General features: G+C 73.9%; 26 protein-coding genes. 15 read left to right on the top strand and 11 right to left on the bottom strand.

Features of this window, described 5'->3' with window-relative positions:
- Nucleotides 1–68 precede the first annotated feature (68 nt).
- Nucleotides 69–1,760 (top strand): flavin monoamine oxidase family protein, encoded by a 1,692-nt coding sequence (locus FHR36_RS24800; RefSeq protein WP_253800385.1) that lies wholly within the window; start codon nucleotides 69–71, stop codon nucleotides 1,758–1,760.
- 271 nt (nucleotides 1,761–2,031) lie between these two features.
- Here FHR36_RS24800 and FHR36_RS24795 read toward each other — a convergent pair whose 3' ends face one another.
- Entirely contained in the window at nucleotides 2,032–2,682 is a 651-nt protein-coding gene (locus FHR36_RS24795) for a lysophospholipid acyltransferase family protein (RefSeq protein ID WP_253800384.1), read from the bottom strand.
- A 116-nt stretch (nucleotides 2,683–2,798) separates the two neighbouring features.
- Entirely contained in the window at nucleotides 2,799–3,614 is an 816-nt protein-coding gene (locus FHR36_RS24790; protein WP_253800383.1) for a maleylpyruvate isomerase family mycothiol-dependent enzyme, read from the bottom strand.
- A 142-nt stretch (nucleotides 3,615–3,756) separates the two neighbouring features.
- Between FHR36_RS24790 and FHR36_RS24785 the strand changes: the two genes are divergently transcribed.
- Both FHR36_RS24785 and FHR36_RS24780 read left to right on the top strand, forming a co-directional pair.
- A complete protein-coding gene (locus tag FHR36_RS24785; RefSeq protein WP_253800382.1) occupies nucleotides 3,757–4,494 on the top strand; it encodes an SOS response-associated peptidase in 738 nt (245 codons plus the stop codon).
- 42 nt (nucleotides 4,495–4,536) lie between these two features.
- Complete coding sequence (locus tag FHR36_RS24780) at nucleotides 4,537–5,310, top strand: hypothetical protein (protein ID WP_253800381.1); 774 nt, start codon at nucleotides 4,537–4,539, stop codon at nucleotides 5,308–5,310.
- 18 nt (nucleotides 5,311–5,328) lie between these two features.
- Here FHR36_RS24780 and FHR36_RS24775 read toward each other — a convergent pair whose 3' ends face one another.
- The 3 genes from FHR36_RS24775 to FHR36_RS24765 form a co-directional block, all read right to left on the bottom strand.
- Nucleotides 5,329–5,658 (bottom strand): STAS domain-containing protein, encoded by a 330-nt coding sequence (locus tag FHR36_RS24775; protein WP_253800380.1) that lies wholly within the window; start codon nucleotides 5,656–5,658, stop codon nucleotides 5,329–5,331.
- Between the two features lie 150 nt (nucleotides 5,659–5,808).
- Nucleotides 5,809–5,973 carry a hypothetical protein gene (locus tag FHR36_RS24770; RefSeq protein WP_253800379.1) on the bottom strand — a complete coding sequence of 55 codons (165 nt, stop codon included), beginning with the start codon at nucleotides 5,971–5,973 and terminating at the stop codon, nucleotides 5,809–5,811.
- Between the two features lie 212 nt (nucleotides 5,974–6,185).
- On the bottom strand, nucleotides 6,186–6,827 hold the full coding sequence (locus tag FHR36_RS24765) for a carbonic anhydrase (RefSeq protein WP_253800378.1): 642 nt from the start codon (nucleotides 6,825–6,827) through the stop codon (nucleotides 6,186–6,188).
- A gap of 246 nt (nucleotides 6,828–7,073) precedes the next feature.
- On the opposite strand from FHR36_RS24765, the gene FHR36_RS24760 reads away from it, so the two are divergent.
- The 7 genes from FHR36_RS24760 to FHR36_RS24730 all read left to right on the top strand — a co-directional run bounded on the left by FHR36_RS24760 (nucleotide 7,074) and on the right by FHR36_RS24730 (nucleotide 12,810).
- The gene (locus tag FHR36_RS24760) at nucleotides 7,074–8,384 is read left to right on the top strand and encodes an NAD(P)/FAD-dependent oxidoreductase (protein WP_253800377.1); all 1,311 of its coding nucleotides are present in this window, start codon (nucleotides 7,074–7,076) and stop codon (nucleotides 8,382–8,384) included.
- A complete protein-coding gene (locus FHR36_RS24755; protein WP_253800376.1) occupies nucleotides 8,381–9,172 on the top strand; it encodes a DUF1365 domain-containing protein in 792 nt (263 codons plus the stop codon). The genes FHR36_RS24760 and FHR36_RS24755 overlap by 4 nt, the downstream gene beginning before the upstream one ends.
- On the top strand, nucleotides 9,169–10,497 hold the full coding sequence (locus tag FHR36_RS24750) for an SAM-dependent methyltransferase (RefSeq protein ID WP_253800375.1): 1,329 nt from the start codon (nucleotides 9,169–9,171) through the stop codon (nucleotides 10,495–10,497). Before FHR36_RS24755 ends, FHR36_RS24750 begins: the two co-directional genes overlap by 4 nt.
- A gap of 97 nt (nucleotides 10,498–10,594) precedes the next feature.
- Nucleotides 10,595–11,338: a DUF1295 domain-containing protein gene (locus tag FHR36_RS24745; protein WP_253800723.1), complete on the top strand. Its 744-nt coding sequence runs from the start codon at nucleotides 10,595–10,597 to the stop codon at nucleotides 11,336–11,338.
- A 50-nt stretch (nucleotides 11,339–11,388) separates the two neighbouring features.
- Nucleotides 11,389–11,949, top strand: coding sequence for a nitroreductase family protein (locus FHR36_RS24740; RefSeq protein ID WP_253800374.1), 561 nt, complete (start codon nucleotides 11,389–11,391; stop codon nucleotides 11,947–11,949).
- Nucleotides 11,950–11,985: 36 nt separating this feature from the next.
- Nucleotides 11,986–12,312 (top strand): divalent-cation tolerance protein CutA, encoded by a 327-nt coding sequence (gene cutA / locus FHR36_RS24735; RefSeq protein ID WP_253800373.1) that lies wholly within the window; start codon nucleotides 11,986–11,988, stop codon nucleotides 12,310–12,312.
- 99 nt (nucleotides 12,313–12,411) lie between these two features.
- Nucleotides 12,412–12,810, top strand: coding sequence for a VOC family protein (locus tag FHR36_RS24730; protein ID WP_253800372.1), 399 nt, complete (start codon nucleotides 12,412–12,414; stop codon nucleotides 12,808–12,810).
- A 160-nt stretch (nucleotides 12,811–12,970) separates the two neighbouring features.
- On the opposite strand, the gene FHR36_RS24725 is transcribed toward FHR36_RS24730, so the two are convergent.
- Together FHR36_RS24725 and FHR36_RS24720 are read right to left on the bottom strand one after the other, a co-directional pair.
- Nucleotides 12,971–13,342, bottom strand: coding sequence for a PRC-barrel domain-containing protein (locus tag FHR36_RS24725; protein WP_253800371.1), 372 nt, complete (start codon nucleotides 13,340–13,342; stop codon nucleotides 12,971–12,973).
- 37 nt (nucleotides 13,343–13,379) lie between these two features.
- Nucleotides 13,380–13,808, bottom strand: coding sequence for an SRPBCC family protein (locus FHR36_RS24720; RefSeq protein WP_253800370.1), 429 nt, complete (start codon nucleotides 13,806–13,808; stop codon nucleotides 13,380–13,382).
- Nucleotides 13,809–14,035: 227 nt separating this feature from the next.
- On the opposite strand from FHR36_RS24720, the gene FHR36_RS24715 reads away from it, so the two are divergent.
- The 4 genes from FHR36_RS24715 (at nucleotide 14,036) to FHR36_RS24700 (ending at nucleotide 17,225) form a co-directional block, all read left to right on the top strand.
- The gene (locus FHR36_RS24715) at nucleotides 14,036–15,202 is read left to right on the top strand and encodes a mechanosensitive ion channel family protein (protein WP_253800369.1); all 1,167 of its coding nucleotides are present in this window, start codon (nucleotides 14,036–14,038) and stop codon (nucleotides 15,200–15,202) included.
- 38 nt (nucleotides 15,203–15,240) lie between these two features.
- Nucleotides 15,241–16,152, top strand: a complete 912-nt coding sequence (locus tag FHR36_RS24710; RefSeq protein WP_253800368.1) for a SigB/SigF/SigG family RNA polymerase sigma factor — start codon at nucleotides 15,241–15,243, stop codon at nucleotides 16,150–16,152.
- A gap of 129 nt (nucleotides 16,153–16,281) precedes the next feature.
- A complete protein-coding gene (locus FHR36_RS24705) occupies nucleotides 16,282–16,650 on the top strand; it encodes an STAS domain-containing protein (protein ID WP_253800367.1) in 369 nt (122 codons plus the stop codon).
- A 92-nt stretch (nucleotides 16,651–16,742) separates the two neighbouring features.
- The gene (locus FHR36_RS24700) at nucleotides 16,743–17,225 is read left to right on the top strand and encodes an ATP-binding protein (RefSeq protein WP_253800366.1); all 483 of its coding nucleotides are present in this window, start codon (nucleotides 16,743–16,745) and stop codon (nucleotides 17,223–17,225) included.
- Nucleotides 17,226–17,347: 122 nt separating this feature from the next.
- On the opposite strand, the gene cydB is transcribed toward FHR36_RS24700, so the two are convergent.
- The 4 genes from cydB to FHR36_RS24680 all read right to left on the bottom strand — a co-directional run bounded on the left by cydB (nucleotide 17,348) and on the right by FHR36_RS24680 (nucleotide 22,872).
- Nucleotides 17,348–18,364: a cytochrome d ubiquinol oxidase subunit II gene (gene cydB, locus FHR36_RS24695; protein WP_253800365.1), complete on the bottom strand. Its 1,017-nt coding sequence runs from the start codon at nucleotides 18,362–18,364 to the stop codon at nucleotides 17,348–17,350.
- A gap of 9 nt (nucleotides 18,365–18,373) precedes the next feature.
- The gene (locus FHR36_RS24690; RefSeq protein WP_253800364.1) at nucleotides 18,374–19,756 is read right to left on the bottom strand and encodes a cytochrome ubiquinol oxidase subunit I; all 1,383 of its coding nucleotides are present in this window, start codon (nucleotides 19,754–19,756) and stop codon (nucleotides 18,374–18,376) included.
- A gap of 144 nt (nucleotides 19,757–19,900) precedes the next feature.
- Nucleotides 19,901–21,274 (bottom strand): glucose-6-phosphate dehydrogenase, encoded by a 1,374-nt coding sequence (gene zwf, locus FHR36_RS24685; RefSeq protein WP_253800363.1) that lies wholly within the window; start codon nucleotides 21,272–21,274, stop codon nucleotides 19,901–19,903.
- 17 nt (nucleotides 21,275–21,291) lie between these two features.
- Nucleotides 21,292–22,872 carry a GMC oxidoreductase gene (locus tag FHR36_RS24680; RefSeq protein WP_253800362.1) on the bottom strand — a complete coding sequence of 527 codons (1,581 nt, stop codon included), beginning with the start codon at nucleotides 22,870–22,872 and terminating at the stop codon, nucleotides 21,292–21,294.
- 148 nt (nucleotides 22,873–23,020) lie between these two features.
- On the opposite strand from FHR36_RS24680, the gene FHR36_RS24675 reads away from it, so the two are divergent.
- Nucleotides 23,021–23,950: a 2-hydroxyacid dehydrogenase gene (locus FHR36_RS24675; protein WP_253800361.1), complete on the top strand. Its 930-nt coding sequence runs from the start codon at nucleotides 23,021–23,023 to the stop codon at nucleotides 23,948–23,950.
- The last annotated feature ends 3 nt before the right edge of the window (nucleotides 23,951–23,953 follow it).

Here is a 23,953-nt window from a genome sequence, read left to right as displayed (position 1 = left end):
GCCCGGCACCCGCACTACCGCTGCCCCCACGCAGCACCGCCCCCACGCCCCCGAAAGGACTGTCCCCCATGGCACGTTCCCTTCACGCCGACCGGATCCGGCGGACCCTCGCCGACCACGCCACCGCCGACCGCCTGCGGATGCCGGTGGCCGAGTACCGAGGCCTGCGCGACGAGGCCAGGGCCGAGCCGGACGGCGTCTCGCGCCGCACCCTGCTGACCCGCGCCGCCGCCCTCGGCCTCGGCCTGACGGGCGCCGCGCTCGCCCCCCGCGCCGCGCACGCGGCCACCCCGGTACCGGCCCGCCTCACCCCCTCCACCGCCCGGATCGCCGTCATCGGCGCCGGCATCTCCGGTCTGAACGCCGCACTCACCCTGGCCGACAAGGGCGTCGCCGCCACCGTCTACGAGGCCAACCCGAGCCGGATCGGCGGACGGATGTACTCCGGGGGCAGCCCCAGCAACCCCGGCCTGTGGGCGCAGGGACAGGTTTCCGAGTACGGCGGCGAGCTCGTCGACACCGGGCACCACGAGATCAAGCAGCTCTGCCAGCGCTTCGGACTCGACCTGGTCGACGTCACCAGCGGCCTCCCGGCCGGCGCGGAGGGCGTCTTCTACCTCCACGGCCACTACTACCCCAAGGAGCAGGCCGACAACGACTTCAAGCAGATCTGGCAGGCCATCAAGAGCGACATCCAGGCCGGCGGGTCCGGCCCGACCTGGGACAACCACACCGCCGGCTCGACCGCCCTCGACAACCTGTCCATCCGCGACTGGATCGATTCCCGGGTGCCGGGCGGACACGGCAGCGACCTGGGCTCCCTGCTCGACGTCGCCTACGCCGTCGAGTACGGCGCCGACACCGCCGACCAGTCCTCCTACGCGCTGCTGCAGATGGTGTCCTGGCAGTCCAGCCCCGGCAACTTCTCCATCTGGGGCGGCTCCGACGAGCGATACCACATCGTCGGCGGCAACGACCGGCTGCCGCACGCCATCGCCGACTCCCTCCCGGCCGGCACCGTCCGCATGGGCCACACCCTCCAGGCGGTGGTGGCCAACGCCGACGGCACCCAGACCCTCACCTTCGCCCTCGACGGCGGCGGCACCCGGACCGTGGTCGCCGACCACACCGTCCTCACCGTCCCGCTGCCGATCCTCCAGCAGCACGTCGACCTCTCCCGGGCCGGCCTGGACCCGATGATGCGCGGCGTGCTCGCCAACATGCGGATGGGCGCCTGCACCAAGCTCAACATGCAGTTCACCAGCCGCCCCTGGTACGGCAGCAGCCCGTGGACCGGGGAGTCCAACGGCGAGTGCTTCGCCGACCTGCCCTTCCAGCAGGCCTGGGACGTCACCCGCGGCCAGGCCGGCAGCAACGGCATCGCCGTCCAGTACGGCGGCGGCAGCCTCGCCCGGGGCCTCACCCCGCCGGCGCCCTTCACCAATGCCGCCACCGCCTACACCCGCAACCTGGTCGACCGGTACCTCGGCCAGATCGACACCGTCTGGCCCGGCACCCGGGCCGCCTGGAACGGACGGGCGACCCTCTCCGCCTGGCACCTCAACCCGTACTCCTGGGGCGCCTACTCCTACTGGCCGGTCGGCTACCTGACCACGTACGCGGGCTACGAGGGCACCGCGCAGGGCAACCTGCACTTCGCCGGCGAGCACTGCTCCTACGACTTCCAGGGCTACATGAACGGCGGCGCCGTCGAAGGCGCCCGGGCCGCCGCGGAGGTCCTCGCCGCCCTCGGGGCCTGACCACCGCCCCAGCCCGTCCGGATGGTCCCGGACGGGCAGGGCCGGGTGCTCACTGCCAGCGGGCGTAGAAGGTGGAGGCGCCGTCTTCGGTGGACCAACCCGAGACGCCCGGACGTACCGGACGCGGGTACCCCACCCGCCGGAGTCGAGCCCTGGAATCCGCGTCGACCTGGAAGTGGCACCGCGCGGACGACGGTGATCAGTGATGGCATGCGCGGCACGCCGGCGTCGCATGCCGACAACGGCAGGTCCGCAGGGCTCGCCCGTCGGGTCATGCTGCGGCGTGGAGGTGCTGCTCGGCGGCGTGCCAGGCGGCGACGACGGCGTGGCGGGCGGTGGTGGTGGCCTCGGCGATGTCGTCGGGGAGGTGGAGCGGGGCGCCGAGGTGGACGTGGAGGGCGGGGCGCCGCAGCGGGGCGGTGGCGAAGCCGGCGAGCTGCTTGGTGGCGCTGCCGGAGCTGAGGCGGCGCGCTCCGCACTGGCCGAGCGGCACCACCGGGGCGCCGCTGGCTGCCGCGAGCCGGGCCAGGCCGGTGCGGAAGGCGCGGGGCTCGGTGTCGCGGGAGTCGCGGCGCCGGGGCAGGCCGCCCTCGCCGTAGATCAGGACGACCCGGCCGGCGGCGAGCGCCGCCGCGGCCGCGTCGAGGGATCCGGCGGCCCTGGCCGTCCCGCGGTGGACCGGGATGTGCCCGCCGGCCCGCAGCACCCGGCCGAGGACGGGCACCCGCCACAGTCCGGCGGTCGCCATCACCACCGGCTCGGTGCCCAGCCGGTGGAGTGCGGCCAGCACCACGCCGGGGTCGGCGAGCGAGCTGTGGTTGGCGGCGACGATGCTGCCCGGGGCGACCGGGCCCGCGACCTCGGAGGTGACGGACAGGCGGCCGAGGACGGGCACCAGCGTGCTGGCGATCCGGCTGAGCATGGATGCTCCTTGGTGGCCTTCGGTGACGTGGTGCCGCCATCCTCGCGGGGCGGGGCGGTCGGCCGCCTGAGTAGCGGTACTCAAACGGGTCGGGCACCGAGGGGACGGTCGGCGGGTCAGGGGGCGGTGAACAGTCCGGGGAAGCCGGCGGCGAGCCAGGGCCGGCGGCCCCAGGCGAGCACCTTGCCGCGGGCGAGGGCGTCGGTGGCGGTGTAGCGGCCGAGCGCGATGAGGAGGAAGGCGACCGGCCCGGTGAGGATCGTGCAGTCCGGGCGGCGCGGCGGCCGGTCGCCGACCACGGCGACGCCGTCCGTGAAGGTCACCGCGAAGGCGCCGAGGCCGCGGACCCGCAGCCGGTAGCAGGCGGTGTGGCCGGCCGCGGCGGGGGAGAGCACCCACGGCATGGCCGTGCGGACGAACGGCAGCGTCAGCTCGGCGCGGTGCGGGTCGATCGGGTGCGGGCGGCCGAGGGCGACGGCGATGTCGTAGAGGTGGCCGAGCATGTGGGTCAGCAGGTAGGAGCCGAGGGTGTCCAGGTCCATCGGGCCGATCGGGGTCACCAGCGGCTCGGTCCCGGCGCGCGGGCCGGCCGCCACCGTGAACTCCCGTGCCTGGCGGGCGATCTCCGCGGCTAGTACGGCCGGGTCGCGTTCGTCCCACTCGGCGAGGGCGGCATCGTTGGCCGCGGCCAGCGAACCCGGAGTGCCGTCCCCGTACGGCCGCTCCTCGCCGGCGGCCAGTTCGGCCATCAGCCGGTTGACCTGTGCCAGGTGGGCGGCGGCCTCGGCGACCGTCCACGCGGAGCCGGGTATCGGCGTGTCGCCGCGGCAGCCGGCGAGCAGGGCGACGGCGTCGTCGCCGACCGCGGTGACCGCCGCGAAGAGCGCGGTGCGTGCGGCGCCGGGGGACTGCTGGGGGAGCGGGAGGGTCATGGTGGTGAAGACTGGCCGACTCCCGGACCGCTGTCCAGACCCTTCCGGTAGGTCGTCCGGACCCGTGCGGCCCGCCGGTCGTCAGCGTCCGGGGCGGACGGTCGCCTGCGGGCGGGCGGGCCGGAGTGGCACAGTGGTCACCATGTGCGGCCGATTCGTCTCCACTACCAAGCCCGAGGACCTGGTGGGTCTGTTCGGCGTGACGTCCTGGAATCCGGCGGAGACGCTGGAACCCGACTACAACGTCGCCCCGACCAAGGACGTCTGGGCGGTGCTGGAGCGCCTCGACAAGGACACCGACGTCGTGCAGCGGCACCTGCGGGCGCTGCGCTGGGGCCTGGTGCCGTCCTGGGCGAAGGACCCGTCGGTCGGCTCCCGGATGATCAACGCCCGGGTGGAGACCGTCCACGAGAAGCCCGCCTACCGCAAGGCGTTCGCCACCCGGCGCTGCCTGCTGCCGGCCGACGGCTTCTTCGAGTGGAAGCCGCTGCCCGCCGCCGAGGGCCGCAAGGCCACCAAGCAGCCGTACTTCATCGTCCCGGCCGACGGGCAGTTGATGGCGATGGCCGGGCTGTACGAGTTCTGGCGCGACCGGACCCGGCCCGACGGCGACCCGGCCGCGTGGCTCACCACCGTCACCATCATCACCACCGAGGCCCGGGACGCGGCCGGCCGGATCCACGACCGGATGCCACTCACCATCCACCCCGACGACGCCGACGCCTGGCTCGACCCGGCCCACACCGACCCCGACGAACTGCGCGCCCTGCTGCACACCCCGGCCGACGGGCAACTGACCGCCACGGCGGTGTCCCTGGCGGTCAACAACGTCCGCAACAACGGCCCCCACCTGCTGGACCCCGTCCCGGACCCGGCCTGACCGCCCGCGCGGGGTGTCACCGCGATGGTGCAGAATCCTCGCGTGCCCGAGGAATTCGCCCCCCACCACGCCATCGTGAACGCCATCGTGGAGAACGTCGGCCGCGCCACCCTGCCCTTCCAGCAGGCGAACGCGGACCGCAACCACGGAACGGCGTTCTGGTACAACCACCTGATCGAGAGCACCCCCGAAGCGGAAACCGTCCGGCAGTACCTGGTGACCGCCGAGGAACTGACGCGGTGCGACCTCGCCCAGTGGACGCTGCGCGCCGAGCTCTGCGCACCCGCGATGAGCGCGGACCAGCTGCTCATGACCGACTTCGCCGCTGGCTGGACCCGACTCGACGGCCTCGCGGTGGCGGTGATGCCGACGGCCGGGCTCGACGCCCACGCCGAGCGCAAGGGCTGGCGGTGGACCACCGACGAGATCACCGAGGGCGTGGCCGCCTCCGCGCAGGACATCGCCGCGATCGGGGCCGGTCGGACACCGGCCTACCTCCTGGGCCATGACGTCGGTGCGGACCGGGACGAGCGGCAGCAGGCCGTCGTCGTCGGCGCCGTCACGCGGGCCGCGGACGGCGTCGTCCGCTGGGACGCCCCACTGCCGGACGGGTGTGCGGGCGGGCCGGTGTTCATCGGGCGCTCGCTCGGTGACGACCGGTTCCAGCTGGTGTGCATCGGCCTCGCCCTGCCCGGCGGCGAGGGCGGCGGCGAGGGTGCACACGCGATCGCCACCTTCGACCGCATCCGTGCCGCGGTCGAGGGCCTGGCCCCGGCCGCTCCGCGCCGGCGCTGGTGGCAGCGCCGCCGACGCTGACGAACCCGGGGTCGCCGTTCAGCCGGCGTCGCCGGGTTCGACGGTGAGGCGCCGGTCGGCGCCGGTGAGCGCGAACAGCCGTGCCACGGCCGGCGGTACGTTGGTCAGCACCAGCGCGTCGCCGCGGCTGCGGGCCCGTTCGTCCGCCACCAGGAAGGCCCGCAGGCCGCTGGAGCCGCAGAAGGACAGGCCGGCCAGGTCGACGCGGGTGGTGGTGGCCCCGCGCGCCGCGCCGGGCTGGGTGAGGGCCGACTCGAGCTGTCCCACCGACTGCCTGTCGATCTCGCCGGTGAGGCGGATGAGCGGACCGTCGGCCCGGATGAGGACGGTTGCCCGCAGGTGGGACATGGTCGCGGCCTTCTCTCGGTCTCGGCGCCGCACCGCGGTCGCCGCCGGTGGCGGCGACGGTGGGCCCTTCATCGGCGTCTGCCCCGGATGCGGATGCCGACACCTGCCATGCCGCGGAACGAGGTCAGGACGGGGCGGGGGCGCCGGCCGTCACGGCGCCTCCGCGTCCGCTGCCGGCGGCTCGGGCTCGTCGTCGTGGTGGGACTTGGCCCGGACGTCGGCCGGGGTGGGCGCGGTGATCGACCGTTCCTCGGCGGAGCGCTCCCGGGTCTTCTCGTCGGGTTCCGCGGTGTCGTCGCGCTCGGGCGTGGCCATGGCTGTTCCTCCCGCCGGTGGTGGTCCTGGGGACACTCGGCGCCTGCCCGGGATGCGGGCTCCCACACCCGCATCGAGCGGGGCGGCGGAGGAAGCCGTCGCCCCGGCCGCCGCCCCGGGTGCTGCCGGTGGCCGGCAGGTCCGGGTGCGGGGGCGGGGCGGCGGCGGTCCGGGCGGTCGAGGCGCCCGGTGGGGATCCGGGGGCTCCCGGGTCAGGCGGAGGCGGCGGTCGGCACGTCCAGGCCACGGGCGGTGACCAGGTTGGCGGTGCCGTCGACGAGGCGGTAGGAGAGGCCCACCACCGCGGCGCGGCCGGCGGCGACGGCGTCGGCGAGGATCCGCGAGCGGTCCATCAGCAGGTCGACGGTGTGCCTTATGTGCTCGGCGATGAACTCCGAGTCCTCGGTGTGCCCGGCGGCGCGGGAGGCGAGCACGCTGGGGGTGACCCGCTCGATCACGTCGCGCACGTAGCCGTCGGCGGTGGTGCCGTCCTGGACGGCGGCCCGGGTGGCCGCGACCGCGCCGCAGGAGTCGTGGCCGAGCACGACGACCAGCGGGCAGTTGAGTACGTTGACGCCGTACTCGATGCTGCCCAGCACCTCGGACCCCATGATGTGGCCGGCGGTCCGGACGACGAACAGGTCGCCGAGGCCCCGGTCGAAGATGATCTCGGCGGCGAGGCGGGAGTCCGAGCAGCCGAACAGGACCGCGAACGGGCTCTGCCCGGGGACCACCTCGGTACGGCGGGCGGCGTCCTGGTTCGGGTGCTCGGGGGAGCCGACGACGAAGCGCTGGTTGCCGGCCAGCAGCATCTCGAGGGCTTCCTGCGGAGTGGGGATCAGGGCGTCAGTCATGGCCGCAGACTACGTCCCGGCGCCGTGAGCTGCGCATCCGGGTCGCCCGGCGGCGCGGCGGGGACGGCTCACGGCGCCGGGTGACCCGCAGCGGGCCCGGCGGGCGGTTCGGGGCGCGGCTCGGGCCAATCCGCGGCGGGGACGGCTCCGAATGAGCGGTGCAAGCCGAGCACGGGCCGCGCCGCGCGGCCCCGGTCAGAGAGGCCCGCCGTGACGATGCCTGGCCCCGTACAGACGGTGTCGACCGTGTCCCCGTCCCCGCGCCGCCGCGGCGCGGGGCGTCCGCACCGCAGGGTGGCGGTGGTCGGCGCCGGCGTGGCGGGCCTGACCGCCGCGTACGAGCTGGACGCGGCCGGGGTGGAGGTGGTGCTGTTCGAGGCGGACGACCGGCTCGGCGGCCACGCGCACACCCAGGCGGTGCGCGGCGCGGACGGGCGGGAGCTGACGCTGGACACCGGGTTCCTGGTGCACAACGAGCGCACGTACCCGCAGCTGATCCGGCTGTTCCGGGAGCTGGGGGTGCGCACCCGGGAGAGCGACATGAGCATGTCGGTGCACTGCGACGGCTGCGGCCTGGAGTACGCCGGGGCCCGCGGGCCGGCCGGACTGCTGGCCCGGCCCTCCGCGCTGCTGCGCGGCCGCTACCTGGCCATGCTGGCCGAGGTGCCGCGCTTCCACCGGCGGGCCAGGGCGCTGCTCGCCGATCCGGGCGCGGGCGATCCGAGCCTGCGCGAGTTCCTCGCGGCCGAGGGGTTCGGCCGGTACTTCGTCCACCACTTCATGACCCCGGTGGTCTCGGCCGTGTGGTCCTGCGCGCCCGACCTGGCCGGCGACTACCCGGCCCGCTACCTGTTCGCCTTCCTCGACAACCATGGCCTGCTCTCGGTCACCGGCTCCCCGACCTGGCGGACCGTGGTGGGCGGCTCCCGCAGCTACGTGGACAAGATTGCCGAGCGCCTGGCGACGGTCCACCGCGCTGCCCCGGTACGGGCCGTGCGCCGGCACCCCGACGGCGTCACCGTGGTCACCGCGGACGGCCGCCGCACGGCCGCCGACGCGGTGGTGATCGCCACCCACGCCGACCAGGGCCTCGCCCTGCTCGCCGACCCGACGGCGGACGAACGGCAGGTGCTCGGCGCCTTCCGGTACTCCCGCAACCCCACCGTCCTGCACCGCGACACCTCCCTCCTGCCCGGCGCGGCCTGGGCGCGCGCCTCCTGGAACTACCGGATGGCCGGCTGCGACGCCCCGGCCGACCGGGTCCGGGTCAGCTACCACCTGAACCGGCTGTTGCGCCTCGACACCCCGGCCGACTACCTGGTCACCCTCAACGAGGACCGGCACACCCCGATCCCCGAGGACGCCGTGGTCTCCCGCACCGTCTACGAGCACCCTGTCTACACCGCCGGGACGGTCGCCGCCCAGCGGCGCCTGCCCGAACTCACCACCGGCCGCACCGCGTTCGCCGGCGCGTACCACGGCTGGGGGTTCCACGAGGACGGCTGCCGCTCCGGCGTGCAGGCCGCCCACGCCCTCCTCGGGGTCGGTGCGCCATGACCGGGCAACCCGCCGGGCTGCCCGGCCCCTGGGGCGCGGTGCTCTACCTGTGCGTCACCACCCACGTCCGTACGCGTCCCGTCCGGCACGCCTTCCGCCACCGCGGCTACCTCTGGCTGGTCGACCTCGACCACCTGCCCCGGGTGCCCCGGGCGCTGCGCCCGCTCGCCGGCTTCGACGCGCGCGACCACGTCCTCGACGCCGGGCCGACGATCCGCCAGGACCTCGACCGGTGGCTGGCGGAGCACGGGGTCCGGCTCGGTGGCGGCAGCGTGCTGATGCTCACCCAGGCCCGGGTGCTCGGACACGTGTTCAACCCGCTCACCGTGTACTGGTGCCGCGACGCCGAGGGCCGGCCGCTGTGCACCGTCGCCGAGGTGCACAACACCTACGGCGGGCGCCACCGCTACCTGCTGCACCCGGACGCGGCGGGTACCGCCGGAGCGGAGAAGGCGTTCTACGTCTCCCCGTTCTTCCCGGTGGCCGGGCGCTACCGGATGCGGCTGCCCGAACCGGGGGAGCGGCTCGACCTGACCGTCCACCTCGAACTGGACGGCGGCCGCCCGTTCACCGCCACCGTCCGTGGCACCGCCCGCCCGGCCGGGCCCGCCGCCCTGCTCCGGCTCGCGCTCGGCCACCCGCTGTCGACGCTGATGGTGAGCGCGCACATCCGCTACCAGGGCGTCCGGCTGTGGCTGCGCGGCCTGCCCGTCCACCCGCGGCCCGCCACCGCCCCGCCCGCCGCCCCTGCGCCCGTTGTCCCCACGGAAGAGGTGCCGTCCGCATGACCGTCCAGGCCGACCCGATCGCCGCGATCCTCCCGTCCACCCCGCGGGACCCGGTCGCCCCGCCGACGCCGACGCCGACCGTCGACCCGTCCCGCTGGCCGGACGTTGCCCGGGTGCCGCGCAGCCCGCTGCGGGCCGCCGTCGCGCGGCGCCTGCTGCACCGGGCGGCCGCCAGGCTCGGCATCCGGGTCGAGGCCGCCGACGGCCGGGCCCTGCGGACCGCACCGCCGGGCGCGCCGGTGCTCACCCTGCACCGCCCCGACGACTTCTTCCACCGGGTCGGTGCGAGCGGCCTGATCGGGTTCGGCGAGGCGTACCAGGCGGGTGACTGGGACAGCCCCGATCCGGTCGCGCTGCTCACCGCTCTGGCCGCCGCGCCGCAGCGGCTGGTGCCCGCCGGCACGGCGTGGCTGCGCCGCCTCGCCGTGCGGCGCACACCGGAGAGCGAGCTGCCGACGGCCGGCAACGCCCGCCGCAACGTCCAGCGGCACTACGACCTGTCGAACGACCTGTTCGCCCTCTTCCTCGACCCGACCATGACGTACTCCTCGGCGCTCTTCCCGACCGGCCCCGGCGGCGTGCCGCGGGCCACCTGGGACGGGCTGCCCGCCGCGCAGCACCGCAAGATCGACCGGCTGCTCGACCTGGCCGAAGTCGGCCCGGGCACCCGGCTGCTGGAGATCGGCACCGGCTGGGGCGAACTGGCCGTGCGCGCCGCCGCCCGCGGCGCCCGGGTGGTGAGCCTGACCCTGTCCGAGGAGCAACTGGCCCTCGCCCGGCGGCGGATCGCCGACGCGGGCCTCGCCGACCGGGCCGAGGTGCGGCTGTGCGACTACCGCGCCGCCGAGGGCTCGTACGACGCCGTGGTCAGCGTGGAGATGATCGAGGCCGTCGGACGCCCGTTCTGGCCCGCCTACTTCGCCACCCTCGACCGCGTGCTCGCCCCCGGCGGCCGGGTCGCGCTCCAGGCCATCACCATGCCGCACGAGCGGATGATCGCCAGCAGCGGGACGCACACCTGGATCCTCAAGTACGTTTTCCCAGGCGGCCAGATCCCGTCCCTGCGGGCGATCGAGGAGAGCGCCGGGCGGGACGGCCGGCTGCGGGTGGCGGCCGCCGAGGCGTACGGGCCGCACTACGCCGAGACGCTGCGGCTGTGGCGCGAGCGCTTCACCGACCGTGCCGACGCCGTCGCGGCGCTCGGCTTCGACGAGGTGTTCCGCCGGATGTGGGAGCTCTACCTCGCCTACTCCGAGGCCGGGTTCCGCACCGGCTACCTGGACGTCCAGCAGATCCTGCTCACCCGCGGGCAGGTGGGCCCGTGACCGCCCTCGCCGTCCGTCCGGGCGCGGGGAGCGCGCCGTGAACGCCGCCGCCCTGCTCGTCAACCTCGCCGTCACCGCCGGGGTGACGCTCGCGGTCATGCTGGTGGCGTTCGCGGCCGGGGTACGCACCGGCCGCCACCGGGGCGTCGACGTCGCCTGGGGCCTCGCCTTCACCGCCCTCGCGCTCACCGGCTACGGCCTGTCCGGCGGGTACGGCGACCCGGCCCGCCGACTCCTGGTCACCCTGCTCGTCACCGTCTGGGGCGTGCGGCTGTCCGCCCACATCGGGTGGCGCTCCCGGGGTGCCGACGAGGACCCGCGCTACGCCCGGATGCTCGCCAGGGCCCCGGCCGGGCCGGCCCGCACCCGGTACGCCCTGCGCATGGTCTACCTGCTGCAGGCCGCCCTCGTCTGGTTCGTCTCGCTGCCCGTCCAGGTCGCCCAGTACCTGCCGGATCCGCTCGGCGCGGTCGACTTCGCCGGCGCCGCGCTGTGGTGCGTGGGCCTGTTCTTCGAGAGCGTGGGGGACTGGCAGCTGGCCCGGTTCAAGGCCGACCCCGCCCACCGCGGCCGGGTGATGGACCGCGGCCTGTGGCGCTTCACCCGCCACCCCAACTACTTCGGCGACGCCTGCGTCTGGTGGGGGCTCTACCTGTTCAGCGCCCACCACCCGGCCGCCCTCCTGCTGCTGCCCAGCCCGCTGGTGATGACCTGGCTGCTCGCCTTCGGCAGCGGAAAACCCATGCTGGAGCGGCAGATGGCGACCCAGCCGCGCCCCGGCTGGGACGACTACGTGGCCCGCACCAGCGGCTTCCTGCCCCTCCCGCCCCGCCGGAGGTGACCTGGCGGACGGCTGGAATACGGCCGGGGGAGCGCCGGTTGGAGCGGACCGTGCGCAGTGATCAGCCAGGGGCCGACGGCCTCCACCCGCTGCTGGCGGGACGGTACAGCCCGACGGCGTTCGACCCGTCGGCGGCCGTCGACGACCACGCCCTCGCCCTGCTGCTGGAAGCCGCCCGCTGGGCACCCTCGGCCGGCAACTCCCAGCCGTGGGGGTTTCTCACCACCCGGCCCGGCGAGCCGGAGCACGCGCGCGTCCTGCGCCACCTGGCCCCCAGCTCCACCCGGTGGGCGACCGGCGCCGGTCTGCTCGTCGTCACCCTGACCCGCCGCCACGTCGGCGACCCGCTGTTCGCCTACTCGGAGTTCGCGGACTACGACCTGGGGCAGGCGGTCGCCCACCTCACCCTCCAGGCGCAGGCGATGGGGCTCGCCGCCCGCCAGTTCCGGGCCTTCGACCTGGACGGCCTCACCGCGGAGCTGCGGCCCTCCCCGGGGTGGGAGATCGTCTCGATGGTCGCCGTCGGCCGGGCCGCCGGCTTGCCGGCCGGCCCCCGCACCCGCCGTACCGTCACCGACCTGCGCGCCGCCCCCTGGGCACCGCCGGCGTGACGCCCGCGGCCACCTCGGCACGCGTACGCTCGGGCCATGACCGACCGTGACTTCGTCGTGGTGACCACGACGCACGAGGACGAGACCAAGGCCCGCGACCTGGCGGCGGCCCTGGTGCGGGAGCGGCTGGCGGCGTGCGCGCAGGTGTACGCGATCCGTTCGGTGTACTGGTGGGACGGCGAGGTGCAGGACGCCGCCGAGTGGCGGGTCGACCTCAAGACCCGCGCGGCCCTCGGCGACCGGCTGACCGCCCGGATCGCCGAACTGCACTCCTACGACACGCCGGAGGTCATCGCCGTCCCGGTGGTCACCGGCGCGGCGGCCTACCTCGACTGGGTGGCCGCCGAGACCGCCGCCGACTGAGCGGCCGAGCCGCCGAGTACAGGACGGGTTCTGTCCGGTATGCCGCCTAGCGTCGGGAGCGCAACCCCGACCGATTCCGGCACCACCGTGGAGTTCACCGTGCATTTCGTCTCGATCCGCATCATCACCGGCGACGTCGCCCGCCTCGTCGAGTTCTACGAACGGGCCACGGGGGTACGGGCGGTGTGGGCCACCGAGGACTTTGCCGAGCTGAGGACGCCGGGCGCCACCCTGGCGATCGCCGGCACTCGGACCGTCCCGCTGTTCGCCCCCGGCTCGGCACAGCCGGCGGCCAACCGGAGCGTGATCACGGAGTTCCTCGTCGACGACGTGGACCAGGTCCACCGGAACCTCACCGACTTCGTCACCGACTTCGTCACCGAGCCGACCACGATGCCCTGGGGCAACCGCTCACTCCTGTTCCGCGACCCCGACGGCAACCTCGTCAACTTCTTCACCCCGGTCACCCCGGCAGCCGTCGAGAAGTTCGCCCGTTGACACCGCGCCCCCGGGGCGGACGTCACGACCCCGGTAGCTTGATGACGCAGCGGCTGCCGGGGTCCGGCCCATCACGTCGCTCCCGTTCGGCCTGCTGCGCCACGAGACCCTGACCACCTGCGCCGCCGTGCCGGACCACGTCCTCGTGGAGATGGCACGGCTACAGCATGCGGCCGCGGTAGAAGGTGCTGCAGCGGACCGTGTACGGCGCGCGCGGGTCGGGCTCGGCCTCGGGCGTCCCGCCGTCGTACGCGGGGCTGCGCCTGATCTGCTCCTTCGAGCGGTCGACGTGCACCGTCCGCTCGCCGGGCTCGACCCGGACGACCGTGCCGGCCGGCAGCAGGACGAGCCTGCCGAAGATCCACGGCCCGGTGTGCACGATCAGGTACCGGGCGTCGACGTGCCCGGACAGCCGGTCCACGGTGCCGATGCGGCCGTCGGTGCCCTCGACGTGGAAACCGATCAGGTCGCTGCCGGCGCTGTGGCCGGCGGCCCTGGTGCGTAACCGCCGGATGGTCATGCCGTTGCTCATCGCTCGCTCCTCGGGTGTGCGCAGCGCTACCGGCGGGTCAGGCGGCCCGCCGGCCGGACTCGACGTGCTCCTTGAAGTCCCTGAGGTCGTCGATCACCCGGCGGTCGACGAAGCCGAGTGCCTCGACCAGGCGCTCCAGCAGCCCGGGCGGCTCCAGCTCCAACTGCACCATGAGCCGGGTGGTGTCCTCGTCGACCCGGTGGAAGGTCACCACCCCGGCCTGCCGGACATCCCCGGAGACGCTCTCCCAGGCGACCCGCTCCTCGGGGACGGCCTCGGTGGTCCGGGCCTCGAACTCCCGGTGCACGCCCACCGCGTCCACCACCCAGCGGGTGGCACCCGGGCCGGTCCGCTCGACGCGCACCACCCCGCGCATGAACTCCGGGAACTCCTCGTACCTGGTCCACTGCTCGTACACCGCCGCCAGCGGTGCGTTCACCTCGACGGACTCCTCGATCCGGGCCATCGCCCCTCCTCCATCCCGGGCCTCCCCGCGAGGCCGCAGGCCCGATCGGGTGCCCCCGGACCGGCGGTCCATGCGCCTTCGTCCGCGATGGCCGGATCCGACCGGTGGCCGGCCGGCCACCCGTCACCGAGCGGTGGTGAGGGCGGGTGCGTGAACCCGGCGGCAGCGGGCAGGCGGCCCCGGCCGACGGCAGCCGCCCCGGCGCACGCGAGAAGAGGAGTCGTCCGGTGTGGTGGAGTGCAGTCCGCCTGTTTGTGGTGACCGTGGTCGCGGTGCTCGCCGCGTACGGTCTGAGTCGTGCCTCGGAGGCCGTCGCGCGGCGCCTCGCCGCACGCGGCCGCACCGGCGGTGTGCCGAGACTGCTGCGCAACTGCCGTCGGCCGTTGCTGGCGACGATCGGGTGCGCCTTCCTGCTCGGCGCGCTGCCGTGGGTCGGCGCCACGCCCGCGGCCGAGGACACCCTGCGCCACCTGCTGGTCCTTGCCGCCATCGGCGCATGTGCGTGGCTCGCCGCCCGGGCGGTCGGCCTGCTCGTGGACGGCGCCGTCCACCTCGCCGGCCGCCGCCGCGACCCCGCCCAGGCCGGCCGCGCCCGCACCCAGGCCGGGCTGCTCGGCCGGATCTGCCAGGCCGCGATCGCCCTGATCGCGCTCGGGGCGATGCTGATGACCTTCCCCGCCGTCCGGGGGATCGGCACCAGCCTGCTCGCCTCCGCCGGGCTGGTCGGCGTGGTCGCCGGCGTGGCGGCGCAGAGCACCCTTGCCAACATCTTCGCCGGGGTCCAGATGGCCTTCGGCGACCTGGTCCGGATCGGCGACGTCGTCGTGGTCGCCGGCGAGTGGGGCACGGTGGAGGAGATCACCCTCACCTCGGTGGTGATCGCCACCTGGGACCAGCGGCGCCTGGTCATGCCGATGTCGTACTTCGCCTCCCGCCCGTTCGAGAACTGGTCCCGCCGGACCTCCCGGATCACCGGGACCGCGCTGATCCACCTCGACCACAGCACCCCCGTCGCCGACCTGCGCGCGGAGTTCGACACCTTCCTCGCCGAGAACCCGCTCTGGGACGGCGAGGGCAGCGCCCTGCAGATCGTCGACACCACGCCCAGCACCATCGTCGTCCGCGCGCTCGCCACCGCCGCCAACGCCGACGACGCCTTCGAACTGCGCTGCCAACTGCGCGAGCACCTGGTCGGGTACATCGGCGAGAAGCACCCCCACGCCCTGCCCCGGGTGTCCGTGACCAGGCCGCCCCGCCCGCGCGAGGCCGCCGACGCCGAGCGGCGTCGCGCCCCGTCCCCGGCGCCGCCCGCGGCCCCGCCTTCACCGGCCTTCCCGCCCTCTTCGCCGAACCTTCACGGTCGGTGGCCGCATCGATCCTCCGGCAGCGGGTAACAGGGCGCGGACCGGCCCGTACCGATGAAAGGACCGACATGGCTGCGCCCAGTGATGAACTCCTCGTTCCCGCCGACCTCGGCTTCCGGGATGCGGCAGTCGGCGAGGCTGTCGGCGGGAGCGCCACCCACGCGCTCCCGCCGACCGTCGTCGCCGACGCCGTCCGCGACCCGCGCCACGTCGCACCCGCCGACGCCCGGCAGCTCACGCGCGTCCTGCTGCGCCGGCTCGCCGACCTGGAGGAGGGCACCCGGGAGTACTCCTACGTGCGGGCCACCCTCATCGAGCTCAACCTCTCCCTGGTCGCGTACGCGATCCGCCGCTTCGACTCGCACCGCTCCTCCCGCGAGGACCTGATGCAGGTCGGCGCGATCGGTCTGATCAAGGCGATCGACCGGTTCGACCCCGACCGCGGCGTCGAGTTCACCACCTTCGCCCTGCCGACCGTCATCGGCGAGATCCGCCGCCACTTCCGCGACACCACCTGGGCCGTCCACGTGCCCCGGCGGCTCCAGGAGCTGCGGATCAGCCTCGCCAAGGCCCAGGACGAGCTGTCCCAGCGGCTGGACCGGGCCCCCACCGTCGACGAACTGGCCGAGTACCTCGCGCTCGGCCGCGAGGAGGTCGTCGAAGGACTCACCGCCGCCAACGGGCACACCGCCGGCTCCCTGGACATCGGTGGCTCCGACGACCGGGACGGCGGCCCCGGCCCGCTCGCGGACCGGCTCGGCGAGGTGGACCGCCGGCTCGCCAAGGTCGAGGACCTGGTCTCGCTCAAGCCGCTCGTCGCCGCTCTGCCGGACCGCGAACGGCTCGTCCTGGCGCTGCGCTTCACCGAGGGGCTGACCCAGTCCCAGATCGGTGCCCGGCTCGGCCTGTCGCAGATGCACGTCTCCCGGCTGCTCAGCAGTACCCTGCGCCAGCTCCGCGAAGGCCTGACCGCCGCCTGACCGTTGCTTGATCGCCACCTGAGCCCGGAGGGGACCACCACCACGATGCCGGCCGAGAACCAGCCGCAGACCAGCACCGCACGCAGCACCGGCGCACCTGCACCGGGAGTTCCGGCAGCCGGCCTCCCGATGGCCGAGCTGACCGTCGCCGGGCTCACCGTCGAGATCCGCCGTACGGACGGCCGGGCGGCCGTCTGCACGGTCGCGGGCGACCTGGAGATCGACACCCTGGCGCCCGCCGAGAAGGCGCTGACCGCACTGGTCGGTGCCGGCCCGCCCGTGCTGGTGGTCGACCTCGAACGGGTCGGATTCTGCGACTCCTCCGGCCTCAACCTGCTGCTGAAGACCCGCCTGGCGGCGCAGGCCGCCGGAATCGACCTCCGCCTCGCCGCGCCGGGCCCCATGGTCACCCGTGTCCTGGAGCTGACCGGTGCCAGGGCCGTGTTCTCCGTCCACGACTCCGTCCGCGCCGCGCTCGCCGGTGCGGCAGGGGATTAGCGCGGGGGAGGCATGAAGCGGCAGCGGACGGGAATCCGACGGACGATCCATCACCGCCGAGAACGAACGAGAACGAAAGGGGGTACCCGCACATGACGACCAGCCGGGGCACCCTCGACGGCGACCGGCCCGCCGCTGCCGCCGCGCTGCCACCCGGCGGCCAGCGGCGGCGGCTGCGCCTGGCCGGCCTGCCCAAACCCGTCGCACGGGCCAGGGAGTTCACCGGCCGCGCGCTCGCCGACTGGTTGTGGTCCCCGCCTGCGCCGGGCGTCGACCGGGACGTCGTGGAGGACGTGATGCTGCTGGTGGCCGAACTCGTCGCCAACGCCATGATGCACGCCGGCGGGCCGCTGGAACTCGTCCTCGACGCCACCGGGGAGCGCCTGCGCATCGAGGTCAGCGACGGCACCACCGACCTGCCCGCCCCGCGCCGCCCCCATCTCCCCGGCCTGCCCGGCGGCCACGGCCTGTTCATCGTCGAACGGGCCGCCGACCGCTGGGGAGCCGAACCCCACGACCGGGGCAAGTCCATCTGGGCCGAGGTCGACACCGCCCGCCTGGTCCCGCCCCGCTGATCCCGCCCGCCGCCCGCCGCCGGTCAGTGCGTGGCGCCGGTGGCCGCCGTCCCGCGGCCCGGCCGGCAGATTGGCGGGATGTGGATCAACCGGGCGGGGCCGGGTCGGCCCGGCCGCCCGGCTCAGTCCCGGCCGGCTTCCGGTACGTCGAACTGCTCGGCGGAGATGCGGAGCCGGAAGACGTGGTAGGTCCAGCCCTGGTACGCGAGGACCAGGGGGAAGAAGACGATCGCGACGACGCTCATCACCTTGAGCGCATACGCGCCGGAGGCGCTGTTGTGCACGGTCAGGTCGAAGGCGGGGTTGGTGCTCGACACCATCAGCCGGGGGTAGAGGTCGGCGAAGAACGACAGGATGGTCGTGCCGATGACGACGGTGGTCGCCACGAACGCCCAGCCCTCGTGCCGTTCGGCGAGCAGCCAGCCGGCGGCGAGCGCCGCGAGCATGGTGACGAGTTCGAGGACGTCCGGCAGGACGCCGCCGCCCGCGACGGAGTGCGTCCAGGGCTGGAAGACCAGGACGGCGAGGATGGTGAACGGTGCGATGCGGCGGGCCAGCCACAGGGCGCGGTCGTGCACCTCGCCGGTGGTCTTGAGCGTGATGAAGGTCGCCCCGTGCAGCAGGCAGAGCAGCACCAGGGTGATCCCGGCGAACACCGCGTAGCCGGAGAACAGGTCGCCGAGGCCGCCGGTGAACTCCTGGCTCTGGTCGATCGGCACGCCGTGCAGCAGGTCGCCCAGGGCGATGCCGATGAGCAGCGGTACCAGCAGGCTGCCGGTGGTCAGCAGGGCGTCCCAGGTCCGGATCCAGCGCGGGCTGTCGGACTTGCCGCGGAACTCGAACGACACGCCGCGCACGATCAGTCCGACCAGCAGCAGGATCAGTGCCGGGTAGAAGCCGGAGAACATGGTCGCGTACCAGGCCGGGAAGGCCGCGAACATCGCGGCGGCGGCGACGATCAGCCACACCTCGTTGCCGTCCCAGAGCGGCCCGATGGTGTTGATCGCCGCCCGGCGGCCGGGCTCCTCGCGGGAGACGAAGGTGTGCAGCATCCCGACGCCGAGGTCGAAGCCCTCCAGGACGAAGAAGCCGGTCCACAGGGCAGCGGTGACGATGAACCAGAAGGTGGCGAGCGCCATCGGGCGGCCTCAGTAGGTCAGGGCCGGGATCGGGGTGTCCGCGGCGGGGGGCGGGGGGAGCTCCTTGCGGGCGTACCGCGTGAGCAGCACCAGCGCCACCACCGCGAGCGCCGCGTAGAGCAGGAGGAAGACCACCAGGCTGGTGGCGACGGTGGCGGTGCTCACCGACGGGGAGACGCCGTCGGCGGTGAGCTGGAGGCCCTGGACGATCCACGGCTGGCGGCCGTTCTCGGTGAGCAGCCAGCCGGCGGTGTTCATGAGGAACGGCAGGACCACGGCCCAGACCGCCACCCGGTGGAACCGGTGCGCGCCGCTGAGCCGCTTGCGCCACAGCAGCCACAGGCCCCACAGTCCGATCAGCAGGACGACCACCGCCAGGTAGGCCATCACCCGCATCGACCAGTACTGGATGAAGATGTTCGGGATGTAGTTGCCGGGCCCGTACTGCTGCTCGTACTGGGCCTGGACGGCGTTGAGCCCCAGCACCTGGCCGTTCCAGTGGTTGGTGGCCAGCAGGGAGAGCAGGTGCGGGACGGCGATGATCTGGGTCGGGGTCATGTCGTTCTTGCCGCCGCTGATCTGGAACAGCGAGAACGAGCACGGCTGGCAGGTGTCCCACTGCGCCTCGGCGCCGGCGATCTTCATGGGCTGGTACTTGCCCTCGGTGACGCCGAGTTCGCTGCCGACCAGCATCGCCGCCAGGATCACCGGCACCAGGACGACCAGGGCCAGCCGGGCGGTGGCGTGGAAGGCGAGCGGGGCGGAGCCCTTGCGCAGCTGCCAGGCGGAGACGGCGAGCATCACGAGGGCGCCGGTGACCAGCGAGGCGAGGATCACGTGCAGGTACCCGCGCAGGAAGACCGGGTTGGTGAACAGCTTCCAGACGTCGTTGAGCTGGGGCCGGCCGGTGGCCGGGTCGACGGTGTAGCCGACCGGGTGCTGCATCCAGGAGTTGGCGGCCATGATGAACGCCGCGGACAGGGCGCCGCCCACGGCCACCAGCCAGATCGTCGCCAGGTGCACGCGCGGGGGCAGCCGGTCCCAGCCGAACAGCCAGAGCCCGAGGAAGGTCGACTCCAGGAAGAACGCGGCGAGCCCCTCCATGGCCAGCGGCGCGCCGAACACGTCGCCGACCGTGCGGGAGTACGCGGACCAGTCCATCCCGAACTGGAACTCCTGGACCAGCCCGGTCACCACGCCGACGGCGATGCCGATCACCAGCAGGGTCCCGAAGAACCGCGTGAGCTGCAGCAGTTCTGGCCGCCCGGTGCGGTGCCAGCCGGTCTGCAGCAGGGCGGTCAGGAAGCCCAGGCCGATGGTGACCGGCACGAACAGGAAGTGGTAGATCGACGTCATGGCGAACTGCAGCCTGGCGAGGTCGAGTTGACTCATGTGCTCCCCATCGCGCGATAGCCCGACCTCAGTCAAGCACGCCCCGGCCCACCCGGCCGGGACGGCACGGCCCGGGTAGCCCCATCGGCCGACAGCCGATCGGCCTACCCGGGAACCGCGAATCGCCGGAGGAGCCGGCGAGGCTCAGCTCGGGTCGTGCCAGTGGTCGCCCTCGGAAAGCAGGGTGTCGGCCTCCTTGGGCCCCCAGCTGCCGCGGCTGTACGGGTGGACGGGTGCCGCGTTCCCCAGGATGGGGTCGACGACCCGCCAGGCGGCTTCGACGGTGTCCTCGCGGGCGAACAGCCAGCGGTCGCCGTCCAGTGCCGCGCCGATGAGGCGGTCGTACGGGCGCATGTCCGATCCGGGGACCTCGCTGAAGGAGAGTTCCTCGTGCTTGGCCTGCCAGCCGCCGCCGGGTGCCTTCCCGGCCAGGGTGAGGGCGACCTGCGTCTCCGGCCAGACCCGGAACCGCAGGCTGTTGGCGGCCGGGGTGGGCCGCAGCCCGAACACGTCGTGGGGTGCGCTGCGGAAGTGGATGCTCACCTCGGTCGCGGTCACCGGCAGGCACTTGCCGGCGCGGATGAGGATCGGCACGTCCGCCCAGCGCCAGGAGTCGGCGGCGAGCCGGACCGCCGCGTAGGTCTCGGTCGTCGATCCCGCGGCGACGCCGTCGACGTCCAGGTAGCCGTCGTACTGCCCGCGCACGATGTGTTCGGGGCCGAGCGGCCGCAGCGAGGAGACCACGTTGGCCTTGGCGTCGCGCCACGACTCGAGCCCCTCGCCGGACGGCGGCTCGGCCAGCACCGTGGCGAGGACCTGCAGCATGTGGTTCTGGACGACGTCCCGGACCGCCCCGGTGCGGTCGTAGAACCGGCCGCGGTCGGCGACGTCGAAGGCCTCCGCCATGGTGATCTGGATGCTGCGGACGTGCGTCCGGTTCAGCAGCGGTTCGATCACCGAGTTGGCGAAGCGCGCGAAGAGCACGTTCTCCACGGGGTCGAGGCCGAGCCAGTGGTCGACCCGGTAGATCGCGTCCTCGGGGAAGTACTCGTGCATGGTCGCGTTGAGTTCGAGGGCGCTCTTCAGATCGGTGCCGAAGGGCTTCTCGACCATGACCCGGGCGCCCTTCGCCCGGCCGGCGTCGGCGATGCCCTTGGCGATCCGGCCGAACAGCGGGGGCGGGACCTCCAGGTAGAACAGGGCCCGCTCACCGCCGCCCATCTCCTGCGCCATGGCCCGGTAGGTGGCGTCGTCGTCGAGGTCGCCGTCCACGTAGCGGAGCAGGCCCAGCATCTTCCGGGCCGCGGGCGTGGTCGGGTCCATGCCGTTGAGCCGCAGTGAGGCCTCGGCGTAGTTCCGGAACTCCTCCAAGCCCCAGCCGCTCTTGGCCACGCCGACGACGGGGACGTCGAGCACGCCGCGGTCGACCAGGCCGACCAGGGCGGGGAAGGTCTCCAGCTTGGCCAGGTCACCGGTCGCGCCGAAGATGACCAGGGCGTCCATCTGCTGTGCTGCCATCTCTGTGACTCTCCTGCTCATCGCATGCGGTCGGCGAGGTGGTCGCCGACCCGCAGCGCGTTGGCGATGGCCGTCAGGGACGGGTTCACCGCTCCGATGCTCGGGAAGAAGCTGGTGTCCACGACGTAGAGGTTGTCCAGGTCGTGCGCCTTGCAGTTGACGTCCAGGGCGGAGGACGCCGGGTCGGTGCCGAACCGTACGGTGCCCGCCTGGTGGGCGGTCGCGCCGATCGGCATGCCCTTGTGCAGGTAGATGCTGTGGGAGAGCAGGTGGTGCTCGTGCATCCCCAGCTTGCCGAGCATGCTCTGGAGCTTGTGGCGGAGCCGCTTCAGTCCGGCGGTGTTGTTCTTCTCGTCGAGGGCGAGGTGCACGTTGCCGTCGGCGTCCAGGGTGACGCGGTTGTCGGGGGCGGGGAGGTCCTCGCCGCACAGCCAGAAGTCGACGGCGTGGTGCGCGAGGACCTCGAACGGCATGTCGGGGCTGATCGCACCGGCCCAGCGCGGGGCCTCGCCGTGGATCTGCGCGGCGTCCGACTTGCCGAGCATCTGGATGCCGCCGAGCGGGTAGTCCCAGTCGTCCGCGCCGAGGTACCAGTCGTGGAGGGCGAGGGTCTTCTGGAACGCGGTGGGGTTGGGCTCCTTGGAGACGGCCATCAGCGCCAGGTTGTTGTGGCGCATGTAGTGGCGCCCGACCACGTCGGAGCTGTTGGCCAGCCCCCGCGGGTGCTTGTCGTTGGCCGAGCGCAGCAGCAGGAGGGCCGAGTTCACCGCGCCGCAGGCCACCACGACGATGTCGCCGGTGAAGGTCTCGGTGGTGCCGTCGGCGAGGTCGGCGACCACGCCGGTGACGGTCCGGCCGGTGGGGTCGGTCTCCAGCCGCCGTACGTCGGCGTGGGTGATCAGCTGGACGTTGTCGTGCCGCAGGGCCGGGTCCACGCAGATGACCTGGGCGTCCGACTTGGCGCCGAGCAGGCAGGGGAAGCCGTCCACCCGGTCGCAGCGGATGCACCCGCTGTCGTGGGTCGCCCGCCCGTCGGCGTCCTGGGTGAGGTTCACGCCGATCGGCAGGTGGAACGGGTGCAGGCCCTGCTTCTCGAGATCGTCGCTGAGCTGCTGGATCCGCGGCTCGTGCTCGACCGGCGGGTGGGCGTACTGTGCGCTCGCCGGGCCCTCGGTGGGGTCCTCGCCGTGCCGCCCGTGGACCAGGTAGAGGTGCTCGGCCCGGGTGTAGTACGGCTCGAGGTCCTCGTAGCGGATCGGCCAGGCCGGTGACACGCCGTCGTGGTGGCGCAGCTCGCCGAAGTCCTCGGGGCGCAGCCGGAACAGCGCGGCGCCGTAGAACTTGGTGTTGCCGCCGACGTAGTAGTTGACCTCCGGCGGGAAGGCGTTGCCGTCCTTGTCGTACCAGTACTCCGGGGCCCGGTACTTGCCCTTGACGAAGACGGCGGTCGAGTCCCAGTTGTCGCGTTCGCGCGGCAGGTACCCGCCGCGTTCCAGGACGAGGACCCGTTTGCCGGTCGGGGCCAGGCGGTGGGCCAGGGTGCCGCCACCTGCGCCGGTGCCGATGATGATGACGTCGTAGTGCTGCTTGTCAGCCACGGGGACTCCGTTTCCGGGCCGGCAGCCGGGGCCGGGACCCTCTCCTTCGACGCTAGAGCGGGGGCTGCCGGAGGGCGAGCGCAGCGGGGCATCGGGGTCGGCCGGGTGAGCGCCCGCGTCCCTGCGATCACCGTGTGACACTGGTGCGGTGAGCGGTCCGCGTGTGCTGCTGCCCTGGGCGCCCGGCGAGGTGGGGGGCCTGCCCGAGGGGTGGGCCGCCGCGGTCTGGGACGGCACGGGCGATCCGCCGGGGGAGGGGGTGCTCCGGACGGTCGAGTTGTTCGTCGTTCCGTACACCTTCACCGCGGCTGCGCTGCCCCTGCTCGCCCGGATGCCGCGGTTGCGGGTGCTGCAGTCGCTCAGCGCCGGCGTCGACGACCTGGCGCCGTCCGTGCCCGCGGGCGTTACGCTGTGCAACGCGCGGGGAGTGCACGACGCGAGCACGGCGGAACTGGCCGTGGCCCTGGTGCTCGCCTCGTTGCGCGGGATCCCCGGGTTCGTGGTGGACCAGCAGGCGCACCGGTGGTCGGACGGGTTCTGGCCCGCGCTCGCCGGCCGGAGCGTGCTGATCGTGGGCCACGGGTCCATCGGCGCGGCCGTGGAGGCGCGGCTCGCCGCCTTCGAGTGCGACATCGTCCGGGTGGCGCGTACGGCGCGCGAGAGCCCGGGTGGCCCGGTGCACGCGTTCGGGGAGCTGCCCCGGCTGCTCGGTACGGCGGACGTCGTGGTGCTCACCGTGCCTCTGGCGCCGGGGACCCGAGGGCTGGTCGACGCCGGATTCCTGGCCCGGATGAAGGACGGCGCCCTGCTGGTGAACGTCGCCCGCGGCCCGGTGGTGGACACCGACGCGCTGGTGCGCGAGCTGCGGAGCGGGCGGCTGCGGGCGGCCCTGGACGTCACCGAGCCCGAACCGCTGCCGGCCGACCATCCGCTCTGGTCCGCCCCGAACGTCCTGATCACCCCTCATGTCGGCGGTCAGACCTCGGCGTTCGAGCCGCGCGCCCGCGCCCTGGTACGCACCCAGCTCGAACGCTTCACGGCCGGGCTGCCTCCGGTGAACGTGGTCCTGGGCCGTTGAGCC

Origin of the sequence: Kitasatospora cinereorecta, from assembly GCF_024172095.1 — a bacterium.
Lineage (GTDB): Bacteria > Actinomycetota > Actinomycetes > Streptomycetales > Streptomycetaceae > Kitasatospora > Kitasatospora cinereorecta.
The sequence above is the reverse complement of the archived record's forward strand: the minus strand, read 5'-3'. Positions and strand labels throughout refer to the sequence as shown.

What these genes read in the sequence shown, in the direction of transcription:
- FHR36_RS24800 (WP_253800385.1), top strand. Translation starts at nt 69, where the DNA reads ATGGCACGTTCCCTTCACGCCGACCGGATCCGGCGGACCCTCGCCGAC.
- FHR36_RS24795 (WP_253800384.1), bottom strand. Translation starts at nt 2,682, where the DNA reads ATGCTCAGCCGGATCGCCAGCACGCTGGTGCCCGTCCTCGGCCGCCTG.
- FHR36_RS24790 (WP_253800383.1), bottom strand. Translation starts at nt 3,614, where the DNA reads ATGACCCTCCCGCTCCCCCAGCAGTCCCCCGGCGCCGCACGCACCGCG.
- FHR36_RS24785 (WP_253800382.1), top strand. Translation starts at nt 3,757, where the DNA reads ATGTGCGGCCGATTCGTCTCCACTACCAAGCCCGAGGACCTGGTGGGT.
- FHR36_RS24775 (WP_253800380.1), bottom strand. Translation starts at nt 5,658, where the DNA reads ATGTCCCACCTGCGGGCAACCGTCCTCATCCGGGCCGACGGTCCGCTC.
- FHR36_RS24770 (WP_253800379.1), bottom strand. Translation starts at nt 5,973, where the DNA reads ATGGCCACGCCCGAGCGCGACGACACCGCGGAACCCGACGAGAAGACC.
- FHR36_RS24765 (WP_253800378.1), bottom strand. Translation starts at nt 6,827, where the DNA reads ATGACTGACGCCCTGATCCCCACTCCGCAGGAAGCCCTCGAGATGCTG.
- FHR36_RS24755 (WP_253800376.1), top strand. Translation starts at nt 8,381, where the DNA reads ATGACCGGGCAACCCGCCGGGCTGCCCGGCCCCTGGGGCGCGGTGCTC.
- FHR36_RS24750 (WP_253800375.1), top strand. Translation starts at nt 9,169, where the DNA reads ATGACCGTCCAGGCCGACCCGATCGCCGCGATCCTCCCGTCCACCCCG.
- FHR36_RS24745 (WP_253800723.1), top strand. Translation starts at nt 10,595, where the DNA reads ATGCTGGTGGCGTTCGCGGCCGGGGTACGCACCGGCCGCCACCGGGGC.
- cutA (WP_253800373.1), top strand. Translation starts at nt 11,986, where the DNA reads ATGACCGACCGTGACTTCGTCGTGGTGACCACGACGCACGAGGACGAG.
- FHR36_RS24725 (WP_253800371.1), bottom strand. Translation starts at nt 13,342, where the DNA reads ATGAGCAACGGCATGACCATCCGGCGGTTACGCACCAGGGCCGCCGGC.
- FHR36_RS24720 (WP_253800370.1), bottom strand. Translation starts at nt 13,808, where the DNA reads ATGGCCCGGATCGAGGAGTCCGTCGAGGTGAACGCACCGCTGGCGGCG.
- FHR36_RS24710 (WP_253800368.1), top strand. Translation starts at nt 15,241, where the DNA reads ATGGCTGCGCCCAGTGATGAACTCCTCGTTCCCGCCGACCTCGGCTTC.
- FHR36_RS24705 (WP_253800367.1), top strand. Translation starts at nt 16,282, where the DNA reads ATGGCCGAGCTGACCGTCGCCGGGCTCACCGTCGAGATCCGCCGTACG.
- FHR36_RS24700 (WP_253800366.1), top strand. Translation starts at nt 16,743, where the DNA reads ATGACGACCAGCCGGGGCACCCTCGACGGCGACCGGCCCGCCGCTGCC.
- cydB (WP_253800365.1), bottom strand. Translation starts at nt 18,364, where the DNA reads ATGGCGCTCGCCACCTTCTGGTTCATCGTCACCGCTGCCCTGTGGACC.
- FHR36_RS24690 (WP_253800364.1), bottom strand. Translation starts at nt 19,756, where the DNA reads ATGAGTCAACTCGACCTCGCCAGGCTGCAGTTCGCCATGACGTCGATC.
- zwf (WP_253800363.1), bottom strand. Translation starts at nt 21,274, where the DNA reads ATGGCAGCACAGCAGATGGACGCCCTGGTCATCTTCGGCGCGACCGGT.